This is a genomic window from Carboxylicivirga linearis, assembly GCF_018271995.1.
Classification (GTDB): domain Bacteria; phylum Bacteroidota; class Bacteroidia; order Bacteroidales; family Marinilabiliaceae; genus Carboxylicivirga; species Carboxylicivirga linearis.
The window spans coordinates 41829-64781 of the sequence record NZ_JAGUCO010000008.1 but is presented as its reverse complement, the minus strand read 5'-3'; the positions used below and the strand labels follow the sequence as shown (position 1 = coordinate 64781).

Sequence of the window (22953 nt, the reverse complement as noted above, 5' to 3'; positions counted from 1 at the left end):
AACTATATGGGTAATGCTCCACAGTCTTCTATTTGTTTTGTTATTCCCCGGTATGTAACATTTAGTACTGGAGGAGCAGAAATTCAGGTATACTATTTAGTCAATGAGTTTTTAAGAAGAGGATGGAAGGTTGAAGTACTGTGTGCCGGGAAAGGGAAGGAAGAAGAGATAAAAAATAGTCCTTACTTTGATGCCAGAATACATTATCACTATTATTCATACAAAACTTTTCGATTTCTGGAGTTCTTTTCTGCTTTATTCTTGTTATTTAAAACACAGTCAGATATATATTATCAACGTACCGATTTTGCTTTAACCGCAGCCTGCGCGTATTATTGCAGACTGAGAAAAAGGAAGATGGTGTATGCAATGGCTCACGATAAAGACGCTGAAAAGGGAAAATATATTAGGGAATTTAAACAGTTTACCTATCAATCTAAATTTAAACAGATTCTAAGAAAACTGGATTTCCTTTTGGTAGATAGAATGGTTGAATGGGGAAAGAGAAAAGCAAATTTTATTTTGGCACAAAACATATATCAAAAAGAACAATTTGAAGATTCTTTTTATAGAACTCCTACAATCATCCCAAGTTCATATCAGAACAATATATCTGATTCAATTGAAAAAGAGAATATTGTTTTATGGGTGGCAAACATGACATCAGATAAGCAACCTGAGTTGTTTTATCAAGTAGTTAATAAGTTACAAACTACCAAAGGGTGGCGTTTTGTTATGGTAGGCAAGAAAAGCAAAGAATTAGTTCGAAACGAAAATAGCATAGTTGAGATTAAAGGAGAATTGAGTTATTCAGATACGCTGGAGTGGTTTAAAAAAGCAAAGATCTTTATTAATACCAGCTCAGCCGAAGGAATGCCTAATACCTTTATTCAGGCATGGTTTAATAAAGTATTGGTGCTAAGTTTAAAGGTTGATCCCAATTTTTTGCTGAGAGAGAAACAATTAGGTTATGTATTTAATAATGAAATTGATGCCTTGGTTGACTTTTTGAATAGGTTGATAGCTTATGATATGGACATAGCTGAAATATTGGACAAAGCTTATAGCTATGCCTCAGAAACTTTTGATGTAAGACGTAATGTTGATAAACTAATAACATTAATTCAAAATTAGTGAGAGTAGTACATTTAACAGGTAAAGATTATTTTGGGGCAGGCAGAGCTGCTTACCGATTACATAAAGGATTACAGCGTGCCGGTGTAGATTCTTTGATGTTGGTCGGAGATAAGCACTCTGATGATCCTTCTGTTATAAATGTGCAAAGTGGTTTTTTCAATAAGATAAGAAAGAAGATTCTGATTAAACTTGAAAAGCGCTTTATTAAAAGAGGCTGTAATAATTTGAATGGCATGTTATCAACCGGTATACATGGTTTTTCCATCGCCAAAACTGTGAATTCGTATCATCCGGATATTATCCACCTTCATTGGATCAATAGGGGGTATATGAAGCTGAGCGATATTCTGAAATTTGAAGCTCCGGTGGTTGTTACTATGCACGATGTGTGGTATTTTACAGGAATTTGTCATTATGCTAAGAATTGTCAATCGTATACCAGGGAATGTGGAAATTGTGTGCAAATTGGGTCTAAAGATCCAACGGATGTGTGTACTTATATTCAAACGTTAAAACAAGAAATTTATAAAAAGAAAGCAATTGATTTTATTGCTCCCAGCAGGTGGATGCAGACCGAAGCGCTGCAAAGTCATCTTCTGAAGAATCAAAAAGTACATCACCTTTCCAATGGTATTGACATTTCTGTGTTTTCGTATAATAAAAGTGCTCGAAGAAGGTTAGGTCTGCCAATGGAAAAGAATCTGGTGTTGTTTGCAGCTGTTGATGCTACCTCAGACGAAAATAAAGGTTTTGATTTGCTTTCTCAGGCCATTGATCAATTGGACGAGAATAGATTTGAGTTAATTGTGATTGGCGGGAGTAAAGAGGATCAGTTTCCGGGTAAAACCATAAACATTCACAATATTGGCTATGTTGGTGATGATGCTTTGTTGATTGATTATTTGTCAGCAGCAGATGTTATTGTGGTTCCTTCCAAACAAGAAAATTTATCTAATTTAATAATGGAAGGTTTGTCATGTTCAAAGCCCGTTGTTGCTTTTGGTATCGGAGGTAATGGTGATATGATACGTCATAAGGAGAATGGATATTTAGCCGTGCCATTTGATACCAAAGATCTGGCTAAGGGCATAGAATGGAGTGTTGAAAGCGAAGAGAGAACTATACGATTAAGCCAAAATGCAAGACAACAAGTGGAATTGAATTTCAGGATAGGTGATGTGAGTAAACGACATATCGAATGCTATTCAAGAATAATAGAAGAACAGAATGATTAATAAAACGAAGATAATAGACTACCTACTGGTGTATTTTCTGGTTGCTTTTTCGGGCATTCCATTCTTCTATCGTGCACGAATAGAGGTGATGATTGTGTTTTTACTTTTTCCTTTACTGGTCTTTGTTTATCGTAAGCGAAAAGTGGATAAACTCATTATTTATTATATAGCTTTTGTCTTTCTCATTCAGGCCGGACAAGTATTAAAATTTTACTATTTACCCATAACAACCTTTATTGGTTTACATGTGCGAATTGTATTTGCGTATCTTGTTCTAAAGTCTGTAGATAAGAGATTTGTGGATTATTACGTTCATGTTTTAGTAGTGTCAACCATTATTAGCTGGTTGTTTTACTTACCATCATATAATTCATCATTTGAATATTTTCTCCGGCACAGTTTAGCGCCTTATTTCGAGCATCCCTTTTTAAAGGAATCAAACTACAAATATTTTGATAATGTACTTTTATATACTATCAATACAAAGGGAGAAGGACTTTTATTCCTTAAGCGAAACTCCGGACCATTCTGGGAACCCGGTGCGTTTTCAGGATTCCTAATTGTAGCTCTACTATTAAATATCATCCGAAAAAGGTACTTATGGAACAAGGGTAATATAGTCTTGATTTTGGGCTTGGTAAGTACTTTTTCAACAACCGGATTGATAGCATTATTTTATGTAATTATATCTTATTATCTGATTCATCAGAATATAAAACGACGTATTGTTCTTGTGCCCGTATTAGTAGTGGGAGTTATTTACTTATTTGTTTCGGTTGACTTTATTGGTAATAAAATCGTTAGAAAACTATCATTTACAGACCAGACTTATAATACCCGCTTTAAGAGTGCACAAACCGATTTAATTGATTTTGCAACGAGTCCCTGGGTAGGTTTGGGGCGATCAGATAAGACACGATTTGATGAAGAACAAAATAAAAGAAAGATACATCGCAATAATGGTGTAACAAACCTTTTGGCTATGTACGGATTGGTAACTTTTATTCTGTATTTTTTGTTGATGTGGAAAGGTTGGCGAGATTACAGTTTACAAAGAGAATTTAATTCCACTTTTGCCATTTTTGCACTTGGAGGTATCTGGCTGATTGGCTTCTCAGAAGTGTATTTTACCAAGGTCTTCTTTCTTGCTTTAACCATGCTTCCGGTTTTATATGAACCCGAAATTAAGGAAGAGGAGGCTGAAGTATGAGGGTTTTTGTAATAATAGCCGTACATAATCGTAAAGAGCAGACATTAAAATGTCTTAAGCTTTTATCAGAACAGACCTTTAAAAATCTTGAAATCGTATTAGTGGATGATGGCTCGTCTGATGGAACAGAGGAGATTGTAAAAGATTTATATCCACAAATCCACATCATAAAAGGAGATGGCAATTGGTGGTGGGCACGATCAATGAATGAGGGGTTTAAATATGCATTGAATAATAAGGCTGATATTCTTATTACACTAAATAATGATGTACTTTTTAATAGCTCTTTAATCGATAATCTGGTGCAGCTTCATAGTCATCAACCCGATGCAATTTTAGGATGTTTAAATACTGTTCTTAAAGAGAAGGAATACATTTTTTTTTCAGGTATAAAAGCTATTAAGTGGTGGAAAGCCAAAGAAGAAAAATACCATCAACCTTTTAGCAGTTATCAATCAGATTTGAATGGGTTGCATCTAACTTATTGTTTAAATGGGAGAGGGACATTAATCCCTGCAAATGTTTTTAAATCGGTTGGGTTTTTTGATGAGGTCCGCTTTCCTCAGTATGCAGCTGATTATGATTTCACATTACGAGCCCGGAAAAAAGGTATTTCGGTGATGATTTCCTGGGATATTAAAATACAATCAATACTTGAATCAACAGGTCAAGGACGAACGTTCATCAGGCAATCCTGGAAGAAGTTTTTACAATCATTTACTAATCGATATTCAGCTACCAGCTGGCGAATGTGGTTGAATTATTATTATAAACATGCCGGATGGATGATAATAAGCGGATTGCCATTTCAATTTATAAAGCTAGGCTATTCATTTTTTAAGAAACGAAAACAAATGGAGGGTATTCGATGAAGGTATCGTTCATTGTTATAGGAAGAAATGAAGGCAAACGACTGTTGGATTGTTTGAAAAGTATTGAAAATGCAATCAATCAAATGAGTCTGGATGCAGAAATAATATATGTCGATTCGCAATCTTCTGACAATAGTGTTGAACTGGCAAAGTCAATCTTAAAATGTAAAGTGTTCAGAATTACCGGAATCTATAATTCGGCCATTGCGCGTAACATTGGTGTTAAAGAATCCAATGCTGAGAATTTAGTTTTTCTAGATGGAGATATGGACTTGAAAAGCTCATTTCTTCCAATAATTCTAGATGAGTGTGGTGATTTAAAATTTGATTTTGTCTCTGGTAATTTCATAAATAATTATTATTCGGCTGAAGGTGAGTTTCTTTATCAGGATTATTATAAAAGGATATATAGCCCGCAGGATATGTATCAACCAACAACAGGTGGTTTGTTTGCCATCAGGCGAAAAATATGGAATGAGGTTGGAGGTATGCGAAATCGTTTTACAAAGGGACAGGATCTGGATTTAGGGTATCGACTAGCTAAAAGGGGGTATTTGTTATTGAGAAAAAAGGAAGTGATGGCATTACATCATACCATTAATTATCAAGATGTAAAAAGATTATGGCATTCGTTCAAGACGGGCGCTGCTGTTTATCCTCGATCTGTTCTGTATCGTTCAAACATATTAAATAAATATGTTTTGAAGCGTATGTTAACAAGTGATCCAACCTTATTAGTTCTTGTTCTCTCAATAACAACTTCGTTGTTGATTCACAATTATTGGATAATATTATCCTATCTGATTATAACAATTGCAGCTGTAATGTATAAAAACAAGGAGCAATTAAAAGTAGATTTCTTGCAGCGCGTTGCGATACATATTTTGAGAGATTTTCTGAATGTTGGAGCATTCCTTTTCTTTTATCCTTCAGATAAAAAAAATATAGAGTATGAAGAGGTTTAAAAGAAAAATAAAGTCAGTTCTCATTTCAATTTCGGGAATTTTGCCTTTTTCTCTTCTTCAAAGATTGGCATCCAAAAATCCGGTAATTATCAATTATCATAGCATTAAAGGGTGGGATCCGGATCCAATAATTAATCGAAATACCTATAGATCTGTAAAACAATTAGAGGATGATCTTAGATTTTTTAAGAAGCACTTCTCAATTGTTTCAATAGCTGATTTACATCATAAAAATAAGTTAGCTCAAAATTCGCTTGCTTTTACAATTGATGATGGTCTGAAATCTGTGTATGATTTGATGTATCCGGTTTTTAATATGGTTGGTATTCCGGCGGCTATCTTTATCAATCCTGACTTTGCGGATAATAAGGATATTCATTTTTTGCGTAAACGAAATCTGATTCTGAAATCCATAAACTCGATTGATGAAATTGCAAATACAGAATTGCAGGGCTGGTTGAGTAAAAAGGAAATTTCTATCAAGCAGTTAATTAGCTTGTTAGAACAAATAAGCTATGAAGATAGATATATTTTAGATGTGTTAATATTAATACTCCGTCTACAGAATAACCTGATCAATGAGAATAATCCGGTTTACATGACTAAAGCTGAACTAGAAATAATGCTTAAGGATGGTTTTCTTATTGGTGCCCATAGTATGGATCATCCTCCATTTAAAGAATTAACTTTATCGGAGCAAGTAAAGCAGATAAAGGATAGTATTGAATGGGTTATAAAGCAATTTCAACTACCATATCGTTATTTTGCTTTTCCATCCAACGATAACATTATTAGTCGTGAGGTTTTTGAATCCATTAAAGAGGAGGTAGATCTGACTTTAGGAGTTCAAGGATTGCTATCCGATGAATATACAACACATTTTCATAGGATTGAGGTGGAATCGACTGGAAAATCAGCATCTCAGGTTTTAAAGTATGAATATTGCCGGTATATCATCAAAAAACTTGTTGGGAAATCAATATTTAAAAGAGCTAACGATTAATGATAAACAGAAAACAAATACTGGTTGAAAATACACTGTGGGTGTATCTGGCAAAGATAGTTATGCAACTAATAAGCCTGATTGCCTCTGTTTTGGTCTTACGCCAATTAGACGTTGATGTATATGGCACCTATGTTTTTTTGTTTGGTTTATTTACTGCCTATCAATTGTTAATAACCAGTCCTTTAAAACATGTTTTAACTCGGTTTGTACCTGAGTTAAGGAATAAAGTAGCGCCGTCATCTTTATTGAAGTTAGTGATGATGTATGTAGTTATTGCCCTGGTAATGGTAATTGTATTAACTGGTTTAGGAGTTGCTTTTAAAGATTCTTTATCTCAGCTTTTTAATATTGATACATTAGATGCTCATTTTAAAGCGTTTCTCTTTTTTGTTTTTTCCTATTCAATCAAAATTTTGCTGGAGGTTCTGTTGTCGGCTTTGTTGTTGCACCGAAGAATTGCTATTCTTAATATGGTTTTAGCTTTGTGCAGGGCTTTAGCATACATTATTTTATTGGAAAGACTAAATGTAAATTTACTCTTACTGATTGAAGGATGCGTTTCACTGATTTATTCTCTACCCGCACTTTTTGTTTTTCTTAATGGAGTTAAAAAAGAAGATAATGGTAAAGAGTTGGTTACTTCAAGGGATAAGCATCGCATGCAACGCTTTTGGTTGTATTCATTATTTACCGAATTAGGAGCAGGGTTGATTGGCAGAACCAGTGATTATTATATTGTAGCAGCTTTTTCAAGTCCTTATTTTATTGGATTATATGGTTTTGCGGTTAAAATTTATGAGTTGTTTTATAAGGTTTTGCCGCTTAAAGAGTTCGAATCTGTATTAAAACCTCTTGTGTTCGATCGGTTTAACTCAACTACTGATCATCATCAATTAAATAGCTTTTATAATTTTAGTATAAAGGTTCTGTTACCTGTATTTATTTTACCATTCGCTTATTTTCTTTGTTTTGGTGAAGAAGTGATATTGCTATTGTTTGGCGCAAAATATTTAGATGCTTATTGGCCAACAGTTATTATTTTAGGTGGATTTATTACAAATGGTTTGTTTTATCCCTTGAGTATTTTTATTCACCTTAAAGAGAAGATGCATATTTTACTGTTTTCTCGATTGGTTGTTGTTTTTAGCTTGTTTGCCGGTATTTATATGATGAAGAGTTATGGTATATCTGGTGTTGCAATCGCAACCATATTCGGCGAATTGATTAAGAATATTTTGATGTTCTTCTTGTTCAGATCGTATGTTAAAATTCATTACGACCGACGGGTTTTTATCTCTAACTTATTCCTGATATTAACCTTAATTGTATTTATTTATCCCTTGCATTTAATATTATCCAGGTGGAGTCTGTTAGTAACTGGATCAATACTTTTTTCTATTATTTATCTGTTGTTTATTATAAATTGTCATGCCTTGAGGGCAAAGGAGCTGGCGTATCTCGAATCAATTATTCAATCAAATCCTAAAATGGCGATATTATATGACAAGTTTTGGCGGTTATTAAATAAATTAGCGATAAGAAAAGTGCATGAGTAAAGATCTACCACATATTGCTGTTTTAGGTTTAAAAGGATTTCCTGCTATTGGAGGTACATCCTCTGTTGGCGAAAACCTGGTACAGCAACTAAATAGCGATTTTCGATTTACTGTTTATGCAACATCTTCGCATTGTTCTGATAAAAATCCATATACCAATGTTCGGATGTTTATTTTTAGAAAATTTCTGCCACATAAACTAAATGTGTTTTATTACAATTTAATGGGGGCCTTGCATGCTTTGCTCTTTTGTAATTACGATTTGATACATACACACCAGATCGATACGGGTTTTATTGTTCCTATACTTCGGTTACGATATAAGGTTGTTTCAACACATCACGGAAGAACCTACAATATGAGTAAGTGGGGCAGAGTAATGAAGTATTTTTTTAAATGTACAGAACTTTTGATGCTTAAATGTGCAAATGTGTCAACTTTTGTGGCAGAAACAGAGAGGCAGGTTGCTGCAAGTAAATTCGGAAAACAGTTTATAACTATCAATAATGGAATTGACCCAAAACAAAAGATTGATGATATAAAAACAGATGATGATTATATAATGTTTGCAGCCGGAAGAATCATTCCGCATAAAGGGTGTCATATTTTTTTGGAAGCATTAAAATTCATTGAATACAAAGGAAAAGTTTTGATTGCCGGAGACCATCATCAGCTAGATGATTACAGAAAGCAGTTAGAAGCTTATCAAAAGGATTTGAATATTACCTTTTTGGGAATGTTACGAAATAAATCTGAATTGTTGGGCTATGTTAAGAACGCAAAACTTTTTGTTTTTCCTTCCTTCTATGAAGCCATGTCAATGATGCTGTTGGAAGTTGCATTAGTGAAAACTCCTTTGATATGCAGTGATATTGAAGAAAATAAAGCTGTCTTTACAAATGACGAGGTAACTTATTTTAAGGTTGGAGACTATCAGGATTTAGCCATAAAAATTGAAACGTTTTTAACAGATTCTCTTCCTTCGAATGAAAAAGCTGATAATGCATATCATAAGCTGATGTTTAATTTTCAATGGAGTAACATTGCTAAGTTATATAGCGATGTTTATCAGGCATTATTGTAGCTCTGTTATTCTTTCATCAATAACCCTTAATCCATAATCAATAGTCCTTAATTCTTTATCATTGGGCCAATATACCTAGTAGCTATAACTATATTATCAGCGTATCGTTTCATAGTTTGAGGAAAATTAGGTGTTGTACGGTGGAGATTTAACTGGACGTACTCAGGCAATAAATCTTCAATATCTCTGAAGCGCATATGGGTAGCCCTTGATTGAAGAATACCGTCAATCCAGAACCGTATTTCACCATCATTTTTACCCGGAGTATTCAAATATAAGCCTACTTCATAGCAATACCATTGATCGAATTTAATATACTGATACGGATCGGCATAGATTGAGAAACGGTAGGGTTTATCGCCTGCTCCCGGATTGCTTATTTTTATTGTACCAACATCTGCATTAGCACTGTTAGGAGCCGGATTGTAACTATACAGATGTCCAAACCAGAGGTAGCCATCATTAGCTTCCGGTTTCTGGGAGGGGCCCCAACCAACAAACTGACAGGAAGCACAATACCAGTTGGTTCCATCACAAGGGGTGTTCGCGCCTGAAGGCCCACTCTCATTGTATATTCCAAAACCTTTTACTCCAACGGCTTCCATTTCTTCACCCGGATGAAAACTTTGATCATAATTTAAATACATTCTTACGAAATAGGCTTTCCTGCCTTCAACATGAGCTTCCTCAGGTATGGGGTATCTGCAGGTAGGACCATATTCTCCCTGATTCCAAGTGTGGAGGGCTCCAAAATTACTTTCAAAAGCAGCTTCGGCAGTTAAATTAACATTATTCTTATATCGGTCCTCTTCCGTATAAATGTTAACCTGTCCATTTTCAAACCCATCGTATTCAAGAACAAATTCATTGTCTTCAATACCTTTATCGTTGGGATAATTCGCCGCTATACCATAATTAATACCTTCTTCTAAACCATCATTAAAATGAGGAGGTATAGGTGTGCTTTGTTCATTTTTTGAGCATGACAACAAAATCAGACTTATAAGAAATAAAGTATATTTATTCATGACTCTTATTTTATCAATCATCATACCCAATTATTTAATGAAAGGTTAAGATTCCTGAATGATAATAAATTGACATTAAAAGTATTGTATTCTACATTAGCTTTAATTTTAATCCTTGGAACTATGAAAAAGCTACTTCTAATTCAGTTTTATTTTCTTCTTTCTTTAAACGTATTTTCTCAGGCAATTATTGTGGATCATAATTGTACCAAACCAGAACAAATACCACAGGACTATTTACATCAGGTAAGAAATAATTTACATATTGCGTATGGACATACATCACATGGTAGTCAGTTAATAACAGGTATGAATGCCATTGAGTCCTCTTGGGGTGATGACTTTGCATTTTCATCAGGTTTGATAAATGATAAGCTGGAAATAAATGAATCGTTGGGGGGAGATGTGGGGTATTATCCGCAATGGGTTAATAATACAACGGTATTTCTTGAGGATGAAACTAACAGTCGTTTTAATGTGATTATGTGGTCGTGGTGTGGGCAATTAAGCTCGTTGTCTGAACAAGAGGTATGGGATCATTATCTAACTCCTATGACTCAGTTAGAGAATGATTATCCTAATGTTCAGTTTATTTATATGACAGGTCATCTTGATGGATCTGGAGTTGACGGAACTCTAAATGTTAATAATGAGATTATTCGCTCGTACTGTGTGGAAAATAATAAGATACTATACGATTTCGCCGACATTGAAAGTTATGATCCTGATGGGAATTATTTCCTTGATAGAAGAGCTGATGATGAATGTAGATATGATACCAATAATGATGGGAGCAGGAATGGAAACTGGGCAATTGAATGGTGTAATGCTAATCCTGATAGTTATTTACTTACCGGTTCCTGTGCTCATTCCGAAGGACTAAATTGTGAATATAAGGGGAGAGCTGCATGGTGGTTGTATTCAAGGTTGGTTGGATGGGAGGGTGAGATCACGTTTATTAAGGAAAAGTACGTATCAGATTGGGCTTACTTTAATTCTCTTACAAATGAATTGTTAGTGAGAAATTCCTTCAGTGGTAGTTTATTCTTTGAATTGTTTAATTTGTCTGGTAGAAAGATTGATCAAGGAACATTCACGAATAGATTATCCTTATCCCATGTACATTCAGGTTTGTATTTTGTACGACTATATGATGGGATTGAAAGTCAGGTTATAAAAATCAGAAAATAGATAATCTCATTAGAATTTTTAATCAATTAGTTTGATAATTAAATCTTGATTTTGTTGACGTTTGTCAAATAAAACTTTCTTCTGATAAACCATATATGGCGGTAATGGTTTGAATATTAGTTACATATTGGTTTTGGGCGTATTTTGAATGGTTTGAATGCTATACGTATAAATTGTATTTTTGAAGAAAACTAACCTGCTAAATTGTAGAGAAATGAGGAAAATATTATCTGTTTTTGCTGTGCTTGCAATAGTTGTGTTTACAGCATGTGAAAAGGAACAAATAGAGGAACCAGGTAATATTCCTGGTATGGGTGATAATGAATCTGCTTTAAGTGTTGATGCCTTTGATTTGCCTGAAGGTATTGAGTTAGTTGGTTCAATGACAGGGGTGGTTGAAACAACCGCAATAGCTGTTGATAAGAATGATTTAAGTTTAAAAACCACTTTTACTAATGAGGCAGTGCAATCATCTGATAACTTTGGTAGTGGTGGACAATTTGTAAAATTGAAATGTCATTTAAGAAATACTACCAATCAAAGAAGAACTGTTTTCTTTCCGCGAGGACTAATTTGTAAAGTGAACCTTGAAGATTATCAAAGTGGTGTTTTACTTCAATGGGCCTGGGTAAGTGTAGCTCCTAATGCGAGTCGCGAATTTGTTTTGCATCTGTATTGTATCAATAAAGGTAAACATGGTTCTGATGCCACATCAAAATATAGTATTTTGGGTATAACCAATTCTAATGTGATGTGGAAGCTTATTAATAGGATAGGTTGGAAGATGGTTAATTGGGAACATTATTATAATGGGACTTCAACAGCTGCTGTTTTGAAACAGAATAGTTTAACATATGAGGAAGTTACTGAAGGACTTCAGGATGCAGTATGGTCAATGACCAATGGTGATGGATTATCTGAAAGTCAAATTGAGTTTATAGAGTCTATTCCTTCTTTAAATCAAGAAGATCTTCCTGCTGACTTAATCAATGGTACAATAGACCCGTTAAAGTATTATCCCGAATATGGAGAATAATATAGACAATGAATAAAGGTTAATCCCTGCCATATGGCGGGGATTTTTTTTGCCTTAAAAAACGAAACATTAAATAATTAATCTTGTATACTATTATTTATAGTGAAAAAAGTATTTTAGCCTTCGCAACTAAAACTGGAAATATGAAAAATTTATACCTGCCTTTTATTCTGTTATTGATTGCCCTTAATAGTTTGGCTCAGGATGGAGCATCGTGTGATAATGCTTTTACTGCCTATACAGGAACGAATACCTTTACCGGAACACAAAATACAGATCAATGGTTTTCTTTTACGGCTAACCAAAATGGTAAGGTGATTATATCCTCGTGTGATCAGACAGCGTCTGATACAGATGTGAGATTGTACGATACCAACGGTATTTGTGGATTTGATTATCCTATTGCATCGAATGATGACTTTTGCGGAACACAATCGAAGATCGTAATTTCAGCTGAGAAGGATAAGGTTTACTTTATTGTCTGGCAAAATAAATCTGATTCACAAGAATCCAATTGGGATTTTACCTGGAATATTGAAGAAACTGCATGGGAGCAGGGTGAAGACTGCAGTATGCCTCTTGATGCAGTGGAAGCAAGTACAAATTTTTCGGATCATTCTAATGCTACTGATCAATGGTTTACATATACACCTGCTGGAGATGGAACGGTTACCATATCTACTTGTGATCTAACGACTGAAAATACCAGTGTTCGTATATTTACAGATTGTGATACCCAGGTATGGGGTGATGATGGATGTGGAGATTCTCAATCTTATAGCCAGTTTGATGTGACGAAGGATCAGGAGTATCTAATAAAATGGGAAGTTGGTAGTACTTTTGGAACTTATAACTGGTCTTTAACATTTGAGGAGACAGCCACGAAAATAAGTACTCCAATAGCCGAACGTATTAAGATTATGAAATTAGCTGATCATATTGAGATTATTATTCCTCAAACAGATGAGATTGAGGTTGGTATCTATAATATGGCAGGTTCTTTAGTAAAGAAACAAAAGTCAGAATCTTCTCAGATGAGTATTAATTGCTCGCTTTTTCCAAAGGGATTGTATATAGTACAGGTTAAAACCAATACAGGAATAGTAACAAAGAAAATTTTAATAGATAAATAGCAAAGGTATTGAAGTGTTATAGGTTGTTAATCTAAAATATAGATAAGATTGCTACACCTCGTTTCGTAACGAGGTGTTTTTTTGAGCATTTCCTAATACGTTTTTATATTTATTAAAAGTGGAAAATACCATTATAATTAACTGGATAGTATTTAGTTAGGGTGAAAGTGTGGGGGCGAGAGATAAATATTGTATATGCACTCATCTGATTTCAGCATTTAATTGCTTGAAGTAGGTGAGTAATGATCCGCAACTTAAATAACCAGCTCCTTTGTCTTTCTCTATGGAAATCGTTTGGTGTAATTTCTTTACATAGGGGTCCATATCATAGTTTCCACCTATAGATAATTTTTTGCTGGCAATTAAATTGTGAAAATACTTCACAAATTCACTGGTACTTCCATGCCAGTTAAATACAGGTTCTGAATATGGTGAACAATGGTTTGTGTGTTGCTTTATTTGGTTCATTATGAGTTTTATCAAGGAGTATGTTTCATTTCCGGATTTTAGATTTGATGGCATAATGGTTTTAATATAGCTAAGGAATAGTTTCCAATAGAGATGTTCTGAAGACCATGCAACTTGTGTTTCCAGATTATGTAAGCCTAAAAAATATTTCTCTATTATCGCTTTTGATTCAGATACGTTTAACATTCCTAATGATAAGGATGTAGATAATAACTGATAGTTATTTGGGCGTATATTACTATTATTGATGGGTGACAAGTAATTTGACAGGATATGTAGATAATAATTTTCTTCAGCCATTGTAAAGGTGGAACACCTGATGAGCCTGTTTACAGAAGTTTTAAGTAAGAAACTATCTTTATCAATATGTTGGTTGATTGTTTCTCCTGCTACAGATATTCTTGAAGGTTTAGTTAAGGCTATTTTTAAATATGGAAATTTATTAAGGTAACCTTGTTTATGAAGAATGGCTTTAATCGGTAATACTGAAGAATAAATTGAACAAGCGTGTTCAGAAGGTAGTTTTAAAGAGTCGAAGTGATGGTTACAAAAATCAAGTGATTCTTGCAGATGTCCACATAAACTTATAAAAAACAGGATATCGTGTATATACCATGGCGTTGATTCTGTTTGTATCTTTTCTATCTCAGGCCAGGGATCATTAAGTATATTTTTAAAATGAGAAATTATATCCAAATGATTATTTATCACTGAGAATGGACTTTTGTTCTCATCTATCTGTGTGAAATAATGGTTAAGCATTACACCAAACATTTCAATCATAGTAAGATCATCATCAACAGGTGGAAGTTCTTGGGGGATAATACTTCCATCCCAGGCTAAATTCTTTCTCTTAAGAATTTCCTGTGTGATTTGGCGTAGATAACAATACATTTGATTAATGTTTGGCTTTAATTAAAATAGAATAATTAAATGAAAATGTCAAATATTAAGTTATTTTATCTAATAAGTTTCAAACTGTAATGTATAACAATGGTTTATAATCAATTAATAGTGTCGTCTCTATTATAAGAAGAATTGATAATCAGATATGATCCGTTATGAAATTATATTTATATGAATTGCCATGGCATTTTTAGCGTACTTTAGTAAGGTAATAACTCCCGTATCCCTCTCCAAGAAAGCTACTCTTTTAATACTTTATTGTTCAATATATACATTGCTAGTACATAACCTTCATTTTTCTTTTAAGTATTGCATTAAGTGCCATCATACTGTTTAGCTCTTCTTCTGATTTTTTTGCCTCAAGCCGGCATGGCTTTTACTTTTTTTCAACAGTCAAAAAAAGTAAACAAAAAAGGCCGCGACTGCATTAGCGCTGATCATTTGCTATTGTAGCTCTTAAGTGCGGCCGGGTGATCTCGGAGGCAAGCTCTGAGCTTCCCGGTCTTACTAAAGAACTACTGCTATCTAATAATCATCCCTAATGAGGCCGAAAAAGAGTGTAGGGACAAGAAGTGAATGATCTATTATTGCTCAGTAAATATATCGGAAAATTTAGTTAACAATAATATGTGTAAAGAGTAGCCTATAATGAGAGGGAACCATACCTGTTAGTTGATAAGGAAGTAGGTTAATAAGGATGTCTGAAGGACATAAATAATAATAGCCGCAGGTTAACCTACGGTAAAATGATATTGAATAGACAACCCAGAATAGGACAACTTTTGGTTTCCATGTATAGTGTGATGGCCTGTCGGAAAGTGGGGGAGTGGGTTGGGTGAAGGGCGAATTGCTAGAAAATAACTAGAAGGGGCTTGCCTTTATGTTTTGAAAAAACATTTTACTTCTAAATTATTTTCAACAATTTGACCGAGTGCGTAGGGTAATTCTTTCCGACTAGACTTTTTGTTTCTTTTGTGGTAATGACAAAAGAAATAAGTTTTGTTTTTTCTTATTCCTTTTTTAGAAAAAGGAACCAAAAATCTTCCGGCTCAAGGAGATTACTGCGTACCGTTGATTCGCTTGTGACTACATGCCTTTTTTTCTCGTACCTCAAAGAAAGCAGTTCTGTCACGCTCACAACTATCCCTAACGAGCCTGAGTTCGAAACTGTGTTTCGATTAAGGAGTTTCTGCGTTTTTAGCTTGAATGATTAACGGTGTATTTGGTTAAATCGACCTCAGCAACGCAGCTTGAGACTCACTAGCAAAAGCGAAGGGTAGAAAAATTTGTTAAAAACAATGTGAATCTTTAAATTTTTCCCGAAGCGTTGTGTAGGGGGTAAGTGAGTGCTGCAGTCGGAGGCTTTTTTGTCAACTTTTTGAGCTGGAGGTAATTGATGTGAAGCGAAAATCGTGAATACCTTTTTTATTATAAATATTTATGAACAAAAAGTTGAAGCCCAAGCGGCTTAAGCAAATTAGTAAATAAAAGGTTCGTATTTATGGATACTAAATCTTGTTCTAAAAAGTTACTATAGTCTTTTGTTTAGTTACATTAAGATGCTAAAATCCCAAAAAAACAAGATAGACGTTTTTATTTAGTTTCAGGCGATGGGTTCGGTTAATAAGAATGTCCGAAGGACATAAACAATAATAGCCGCAGGTGAAACCTGCGGTATATAAACAATGTATCACCAAGCCCGAAGTGGGTTGAACGACATTTTATTGATAAAATATTTAATTCAAATCCTCTAATAAAAGTGCTTTTTAATGAGAAATAAATTCTGGAAGACTTTCTTTGTCTGCCAAACAAAGAAAATTCACCACGAATGCTGCCTTTCTGAAATAGTTTCCCCACAGGCTGTCCTGAACAAGGGCCCTATTTCCCAAAGCCCGCGCCATTCGTGGACACCCACCGCACCTGCAATAGGTGAATTTCAGTTTTAAATGATAAGAAAGTATATCACGAAAGAAACAGGCCTCACCCCATTGGATTCCGTAGATGGAGTACCCGCAGAATGAGTGGAGGAAAAGAGAAATTTGGTTGTGGGCTGTCAATCATTAAATTTCTCCCGGAATGAATTCTTTGCGGGTCATCGAGGAGCCATGGCGGCTTTCTTTGATCCTTTCTGTAGCTGATGACAGAAAGGATGAATAAATAAATTTATTTTCTTTAGCGCTCCAGTAGCTTTTCTTTTTAACACTCAAATCATTGATTTTCTTAACGCATTTTCCTGAAGGCGAATCTTGTTGCTTTTGTGGATTAACAGGAAATAATAGTATGCTGATGTAAAAGTTTAAGAAATTCATTAACCAGGCCTCACCCCATTGGATTCCGCAGATGGGGTACCCGCAGTATGAGTGGAGGAAAAGAGAAATTTGGTTTGGAGCTGTAAATCATTAAATTTCTCCCGCAACGAATTCTAAGCGGGTCATCGAGGAGCCATGGCGGCTTTCTTTGATCCTTTCTGTAGCTGATGACAGAAAGGATGAATAAACAAATTTATTTTCTTTAGCGCTCCAGCAGCTTTTCTTTTTTAACACTCAAATCATTGATTTTCTTAACGCATTTTCCTGAAGGCGAATCTTGTTGCTTTTGTGGATTAAGGGAATTAATAGTATGCTAATGTTCAAGTTTAAGAAATTCATTAACCAGGCAAGTACCATTGGGTTCCGCAGATGGGGTACCCGCAGTATGAGTGGAGGAAAAGAGAAATTTGGTTTGGAGCTGATAATCATTAAATTTCTCCCGCAACGAATTCTAAGCGGGTCATCGAGGGGCCATGGCGGCTTACTTTGATCCTTTCTGTAGCTGATGACAGAAAGGATGGATAAACAAATTTATTTTCTATAGCGCTCAATCCGCGCAGGCTTTTACTTCTTCTCTGCAGCAAGAAGAAGTAAACAAGAAGTGCCGCGCTGACATGAAAATTGCTAAAAATCAAATCAGTTTCGCTAAAAGAAAAGAACTCGCTACGCTCAAGCAGCTTTTCTTTTTTAACACTCATTTCATTGATTTTCTTAACGCATTTTCCTGAAGGCGAATCTTGGTACTTTTGTGTTTTAACAGGAAATAATAGTATGCTGATGTTAAAGTTTAAGCAATTCATTAACATGGCAAGTACCATTTGGTCCCGAAGTATCTGGATCTTTGGTGCTTTTGGTAGCTGATGAAAGAAAGTATGTTAAAATTATTTACTTCTAAAAACTTGTACTTGAAGTGCTTTCTATGTGTTATAGAAGAATGTACCTTCAGGTAAAATGTTTATAATCAAACACCTCATCCCGACCTTCTCCTCCCAGGAGAAGGTGACATTATGAGTAAAAACGTTCTCTCTGACTTGGAAGGGATCAAACCTGCTAGTCGTAAGCGAAAGATTGAGTTTATAAAAATGTCTGAAGGACATAAACAATAATAGCCGCAGGTGAAACCTGCGGTATATAAACATTGTATCACCAACCCTAAGTGGGTTGAACGAAATATCTATAGGTAAATACTTTGTCCCTAATTCTCTTAAATGAAGTATTGATTATGGAGAAATACTTTCTAACCAATATTGCAATGTGCATACTCTTAAAATTTATCTAATTAATTCTTCGTGTTATATGGCAATAGGAATTGCCAGAGAAATACCCCTTCGTTCGGAAACGAAGGGGAGGTAAGACTATGGAACTATTATCGTTCCAACCAAAGTACTTTTACTAACACTTTTTTTATCACCGCTTCCTACAAAGGCCATAAAACAAAATAGTTGTTGACCGGAGGCAACATCAGGCAGGTTGATTGTTCCCGAAGCATTATCTCTGGTGAATGAGTGGATATCAAAAACGGGCCACATATTTTCTGCCAGTACCAAGAGAAGTACCTGATCATCCGCTGATGCATCACCTGTATCGCTATTATTGTCCCAGGTGAAAGCAAGCTGATTATTCTCATAATTTACAACCGGATTCAATGGTGGTTCCATGGTGCCTTTTGACATTCTGAAACGCTCAAAATTGATTCGGTAATCAGGATATTCACCCTCAATAATAGTAGTTAGTAAATCAGAAAGAGCAGCATTGTAAGGACTTTGTTTTCTGATCTGAGTTCTGTATCCAACTTTTATTAAAGGATGAATGGGCTGAAGAAACTGCACTCCCAATGCAAACCGGGCTTGCTGTTTCAGCTGAGCTATACTGGGGACTCCTTTTCTGGGGCCGGCCAAAGAACGTAAATAACGGATTCCTTTCCAGCGACTGCCTACTACTGTGCCTACTTTACCGGAGATGGCACCTAAAATGCCTTTATCATATTTTCCCATGATTACTAATTTTTAGTTTGTGATTTTTTGTTACGCTTAACATTGACTTTCTTTCTGAATAATCGACTTATCAATGCTGTTAAAATGCCAGCCAGCAGGCTGAGGATCGATTTTATCAATGGTTCCAGAGATTCCTCCGGAACCAATTCTGAAACGGAATAATCAGTCAACTCCATAAAACCCAGTGAGCCTATAACAGCCAACGTAAATAATCTTAATGTTTCCATCATTTAACTTTTAAGAATGATTGCAACATGTCGACCTGATGCATAAATGATTATTTGTTTTCTTCTTTGGCCAAAAAGACAACAGCAAGGTAAATGGGTATTTTCTGAAAAAATATAACAGTAATATTACCGTAAGGATGGGTAATGATTAGAAAGTAAGGATTAATGATGAATGGTTAATGATGAATTGATAGAATGTTTGAAGTAATCCGTGGTTATAGGTTCGAAGTCCGGGAGAGGATTAAAGTATAATTGTTGAGGTGTTTAGTTGTTGAATTGCCATATTTTGGAATTAAGGTGTGAAGTAAAGTCCGAAGTCCGAAAAAGTATAGAAATTGTTGACCTGTTTAAAACTATGAGCTATAATCCAGCTGGTAGTTATTTTATTACAATGAGATTATTAAATGTTTTTTCGGTATGTATCTGTTTTTAGGTGATTGCAAGAAAGAAATAATGGTTAATGATTAGTGATGAAAGAATAATGCTGAAGGTTAATGGAAAATAAAATACCATTGCTAGTAGTCTGCGTAAACTTCAATAAGTAAGGTGAATGAGCTGGGTTTTGACGGGAGCTTCTTGAGCCTGTCGAAAGAGCGACATACCTATAGTTTGACCCTCCTTAATCCATTCTCATCAATTTTACAATGCTTATTCGATAATTATTCGTTCCTATATGATCGAAGATCGATCGAATGTTGATCGAACATCAATCGAAAAAGAATTGAAGGAAGTACGAAGGATCTGCGGATGACCATCGAACAGAAAATTTTATTGACCGAAGGTGTTGGAGTATTATGAGTAGTTTATTAGAGTAATAGTAAGCTATTGCCAATAGCTATTATTCAAGAATGCTGGGGTTTGTTGTGAATCAAAAAGACTGGCATAAAAGCTAGAGTATATTCAGGATCTAATATCGGACTTAGGACTGCGGATTTGGGACTTTTATATAGTTACAATAAAACTTCAACAATAGACAAAATAATGATTTTGCCTTTTGCCTTTATTCTTTTGGAATATTTTTTATAAAAACTTGTCTTTAAGTCTGTAAATAAAAGGAATTCCTTTTAGTTTTCTACCCAGGTTGAGGATAGGATTAAGTAACGTATATGGAAATTGAATAAAGTTGGTGGTAAAACCGTTTTGTATTACTTCTTTGGCTCCCAAACCTTTTTTAAAACGAGCAAGAGATAGTCCATCGATACCCGTTGGAATTCCTCCTAAGTTAATAGTATCAATGTTCATTTTCTTGTAATGTTGAATCATATATTGATTAATACCTGAGGGGAAGCCCCTGTGGTATGCAGATTTATCAGCACCTCTTAATAAATTAAATACACCGTTATGATGTCTTAGGTTCAACTCAATGCAATTGGTATTGCCATTGTATTCAGTTATAAAAACATCGATGATTCTGGATTTAAGCAGCTTTTTTATCGAATCTTTAGTGAGATATGGAAGATAATAGGGATTGTAATCTGTTTTCTGTTTTTTTAATCGATAACGATGCGTATGATTTATGAGTTCAAATAATTCGGATGTATTGTTGTAATTCTTTAAACGTAAAAACTTAGGATTGTGTTTTTGGCATTTTTTTACGTTTCTTTTAATCTGATTGCTGTAGTTTAATGTTTCTCGTAATGGTATGATAAATTCTCTTCTTTCCGTTCTATAAAACCATTTTACTTTTAGCTTATGATTGGTCTTTTGGTCATATGAACTTATAATTATTCGATTAAACAGATTCTTTTGACAGAAATGATAAAGTGAAGCGTACATTCTGTTTAAATTGTGTTGAATGTCATTAACACCAATCCCGGCAAAACAGTACAGGATTTTTCCAAATCTGTTTTTGTTGGTTATGCCCGATAATTTTCCGATTGTCTTATCATTGTCAATAAAATCGAAATATATGGGATGAATGGTATCTGATGTAAGACTTTCTATCCAGTCGGGATGCAAAAAAATACTTGAATTAAACTCATCAAAGTTGACATTCCACTCCTTATAGGTATTGTAGCTTTTGATGTTCATTATTATTGCTCTATTTCAGATATAAAACGCCGATATTTGCCAAGTGGGGTACGATCAATTTCAGTAACTTCTTTAATAGTTATTGTAATATCTTCAATCAAAGATCTTTTAGTGAGTTTTATTAAATATTTTTGCTGACTGTCGCTGAGGGGGTGGTGTGTAACCAATAAAAATTGAAAATGGTTCAGTTTCTTTTGGATTACACGATATTCAGAAATGACTTCAGGGAATTTATTGGAGAAGTCCTGAATTACATAAAAGAATACGGTATCTCCGGGTGCATTCTCTCCTTCGGGGAGGTAAATAGTTTCTTCTTGTCTTCCTTGTAACTGTTTTAGATACCTTCTCCCATTTCTTATTTCTATACTACCCATATCTCCCACCTCATAGCGAATAAAAGGAGTTGCTTTATTAAATAAATTGGTGCATATAATTCTACCAACTTCTCCATCAGGGACAATATTATCATTCTCATCGACTATCTCAACCAATATTTGCTCATCGGATATTAACCAGCTATTGGCTTTGCCAAATCCAATAATACCTAATTCGGAAGCACCATATTCATTGTAACAAGGCACTCCAAAAGCTCTTTCAATCAAATTTTCTTCTTCAGGGGTGCACATTTCTGAAGTAACAATACAGGCTGATAAACTAGGATTAAAATCTTTTAATGTAATTCCATTGTAAATAAGGTATTTAGCCAGGCTAATTATTGGATAACTATACCCATAAAGGTATTTCACTTGTTTTTTTTCTATTGTTCCGATCCATTTTTTAATTGAAGTTTCACTTAAATTAAGGATCGGTATACGATATCTGGATGCAGTTCTGTCTTTTAATTGCTCAAACAGTCGGTTGGTGAAATTATTCGATTGTCCGTAGAAGCGTGCCTGCTTATGATTCAATGAGATACCAATAGAAGTGTAACGATCATTTATAATGGACCAGGTTATGGCATGGCAAAAAGAATTAACAGCATATGTGAGTGTCTTTCCAGTGGATCCTGATGTTTGACGAATTAGGTGTTTTTTAAATTTGGATCGGAATCTGGGATGTTTTATTGTATTTAACTTTTCCTTACTTATTATTGGAATTGATTCCCATTCCTCAGGAATAGTTCCAATAAACGATTTGTATATCGGATGTGTTTTATATGAATACTTTAGAATCTTCCATTTTTGTTTATTCTGCCAGTTAATCAAATCAGTTGATGTTTGAATGGAACTTAATAAAGATTGAGCCTTCTTAATGGGTAGTCCTTCTAGTCTTAGTAAGGTCTTAAATTTTATCATTGGCAGTATTGATGTAAAGCTCAAATATAAACTAAAATCTCTAAGCTCTTAAAAGAACTTTCTGCTAATTATTAAAGATTTGATAAATGGGATGTTTTTAAAGTTGTATCGTTTTAATTTATAAGTTTGGATATGATTTGGGGTTAGGAATGAATGAAATTACGCTTGTTATTCTTTGAATTCTTCTTATCAAGGCAAAAATGTTATTGAGCAATAAAAAAGACCTCTTTGTCATAAATTAAAACCATGATTCAAATAGTGTATTACTTT

Annotated in this window: 19 protein-coding genes; 11 read left to right on the top strand and 8 right to left on the bottom strand. The window is 34.5% G+C overall.

Annotated elements, in window-relative coordinates:
• The first annotated feature begins 6 nt into the window (after nucleotides 1–6).
• The 8 genes from KEM10_RS12525 to KEM10_RS12490 are packed head-to-tail and all read left to right on the top strand — an operon-like array spanning nucleotide 7 to nucleotide 9065.
• Complete coding sequence (locus KEM10_RS12525) at nucleotides 7–1134, top strand: glycosyltransferase family 4 protein (protein ID WP_212216353.1); 1128 nt, start codon at nucleotides 7–9, stop codon at nucleotides 1132–1134.
• Complete coding sequence (locus tag KEM10_RS12520; RefSeq protein WP_212216352.1) at nucleotides 1134–2372, top strand: glycosyltransferase; 1239 nt, start codon at nucleotides 1134–1136, stop codon at nucleotides 2370–2372. Before KEM10_RS12525 ends, KEM10_RS12520 begins: the two co-directional genes overlap by 1 nt.
• Nucleotides 2365–3582, top strand: a complete 1218-nt coding sequence (locus KEM10_RS12515) for an O-antigen ligase family protein (protein WP_212216351.1) — start codon at nucleotides 2365–2367, stop codon at nucleotides 3580–3582. The genes KEM10_RS12520 and KEM10_RS12515 overlap by 8 nt, the downstream gene beginning before the upstream one ends.
• Nucleotides 3579–4454 (top strand): glycosyltransferase family 2 protein, encoded by an 876-nt coding sequence (locus KEM10_RS12510; protein ID WP_212216350.1) that lies wholly within the window; start codon nucleotides 3579–3581, stop codon nucleotides 4452–4454. Before KEM10_RS12515 ends, KEM10_RS12510 begins: the two co-directional genes overlap by 4 nt.
• Entirely contained in the window at nucleotides 4451–5419 is a 969-nt protein-coding gene (locus tag KEM10_RS12505; protein ID WP_212216349.1) for a glycosyltransferase family 2 protein, read from the top strand. Before KEM10_RS12510 ends, KEM10_RS12505 begins: the two co-directional genes overlap by 4 nt.
• Complete coding sequence (locus KEM10_RS12500) at nucleotides 5406–6422, top strand: polysaccharide deacetylase family protein (protein WP_212216348.1); 1017 nt, start codon at nucleotides 5406–5408, stop codon at nucleotides 6420–6422. The genes KEM10_RS12505 and KEM10_RS12500 overlap by 14 nt, the downstream gene beginning before the upstream one ends.
• Entirely contained in the window at nucleotides 6422–7981 is a 1560-nt protein-coding gene (locus KEM10_RS12495) for an oligosaccharide flippase family protein (protein WP_212216347.1), read from the top strand. Before KEM10_RS12500 ends, KEM10_RS12495 begins: the two co-directional genes overlap by 1 nt.
• Nucleotides 7974–9065: a glycosyltransferase family 4 protein gene (locus tag KEM10_RS12490; RefSeq protein WP_212216346.1), complete on the top strand. Its 1092-nt coding sequence runs from the start codon at nucleotides 7974–7976 to the stop codon at nucleotides 9063–9065. The genes KEM10_RS12495 and KEM10_RS12490 overlap by 8 nt, the downstream gene beginning before the upstream one ends.
• A gap of 47 nt (nucleotides 9066–9112) precedes the next feature.
• Here the strand turns inward: KEM10_RS12490 and KEM10_RS12485 are convergent, their stop codons facing one another.
• A complete protein-coding gene (locus KEM10_RS12485) occupies nucleotides 9113–10093 on the bottom strand; it encodes a hypothetical protein (protein WP_212216345.1) in 981 nt (326 codons plus the stop codon).
• 123 nt (nucleotides 10094–10216) lie between these two features.
• On the opposite strand from KEM10_RS12485, the gene KEM10_RS12480 reads away from it, so the two are divergent.
• The 3 genes from KEM10_RS12480 (at nucleotide 10217) to KEM10_RS12470 (ending at nucleotide 13453) form a co-directional block, all read left to right on the top strand.
• On the top strand, nucleotides 10217–11284 hold the full coding sequence (locus KEM10_RS12480; RefSeq protein WP_212216344.1) for a T9SS type A sorting domain-containing protein: 1068 nt from the start codon (nucleotides 10217–10219) through the stop codon (nucleotides 11282–11284).
• Between the two features lie 214 nt (nucleotides 11285–11498).
• The gene (locus KEM10_RS12475) at nucleotides 11499–12320 is read left to right on the top strand and encodes a hypothetical protein (protein ID WP_212216343.1); all 822 of its coding nucleotides are present in this window, start codon (nucleotides 11499–11501) and stop codon (nucleotides 12318–12320) included.
• 143 nt (nucleotides 12321–12463) lie between these two features.
• Entirely contained in the window at nucleotides 12464–13453 is a 990-nt protein-coding gene (locus tag KEM10_RS12470; protein WP_212216342.1) for a T9SS type A sorting domain-containing protein, read from the top strand.
• A 201-nt stretch (nucleotides 13454–13654) separates the two neighbouring features.
• Here the strand turns inward: KEM10_RS12470 and KEM10_RS12465 are convergent, their stop codons facing one another.
• The 7 genes from KEM10_RS12465 to KEM10_RS12435 form a co-directional block, all read right to left on the bottom strand.
• A complete protein-coding gene (locus KEM10_RS12465) occupies nucleotides 13655–14815 on the bottom strand; it encodes a hypothetical protein (protein WP_212216341.1) in 1161 nt (386 codons plus the stop codon).
• A gap of 2072 nt (nucleotides 14816–16887) precedes the next feature.
• Nucleotides 16888–17136, bottom strand: coding sequence for a hypothetical protein (locus KEM10_RS12460; protein WP_212216340.1), 249 nt, complete (start codon nucleotides 17134–17136; stop codon nucleotides 16888–16890).
• 428 nt (nucleotides 17137–17564) lie between these two features.
• On the bottom strand, nucleotides 17565–17834 hold the full coding sequence (locus tag KEM10_RS12455) for a hypothetical protein (RefSeq protein ID WP_212216339.1): 270 nt from the start codon (nucleotides 17832–17834) through the stop codon (nucleotides 17565–17567).
• A gap of 657 nt (nucleotides 17835–18491) precedes the next feature.
• Nucleotides 18492–19130, bottom strand: coding sequence for a DUF6266 family protein (locus KEM10_RS12450; RefSeq protein WP_212216338.1), 639 nt, complete (start codon nucleotides 19128–19130; stop codon nucleotides 18492–18494).
• A 5-nt stretch (nucleotides 19131–19135) separates the two neighbouring features.
• On the bottom strand, nucleotides 19136–19357 hold the full coding sequence (locus tag KEM10_RS12445) for a hypothetical protein (RefSeq protein WP_212216337.1): 222 nt from the start codon (nucleotides 19355–19357) through the stop codon (nucleotides 19136–19138).
• Between the two features lie 1020 nt (nucleotides 19358–20377).
• Nucleotides 20378–21388: a hypothetical protein gene (locus KEM10_RS12440; protein WP_212216336.1), complete on the bottom strand. Its 1011-nt coding sequence runs from the start codon at nucleotides 21386–21388 to the stop codon at nucleotides 20378–20380.
• Between the two features lie 2 nt (nucleotides 21389–21390).
• Entirely contained in the window at nucleotides 21391–22683 is a 1293-nt protein-coding gene (locus KEM10_RS12435) for a phenylacetate--CoA ligase family protein (RefSeq protein ID WP_212216335.1), read from the bottom strand.
• Between the last annotated feature and the right edge of the window lie 270 nt (nucleotides 22684–22953).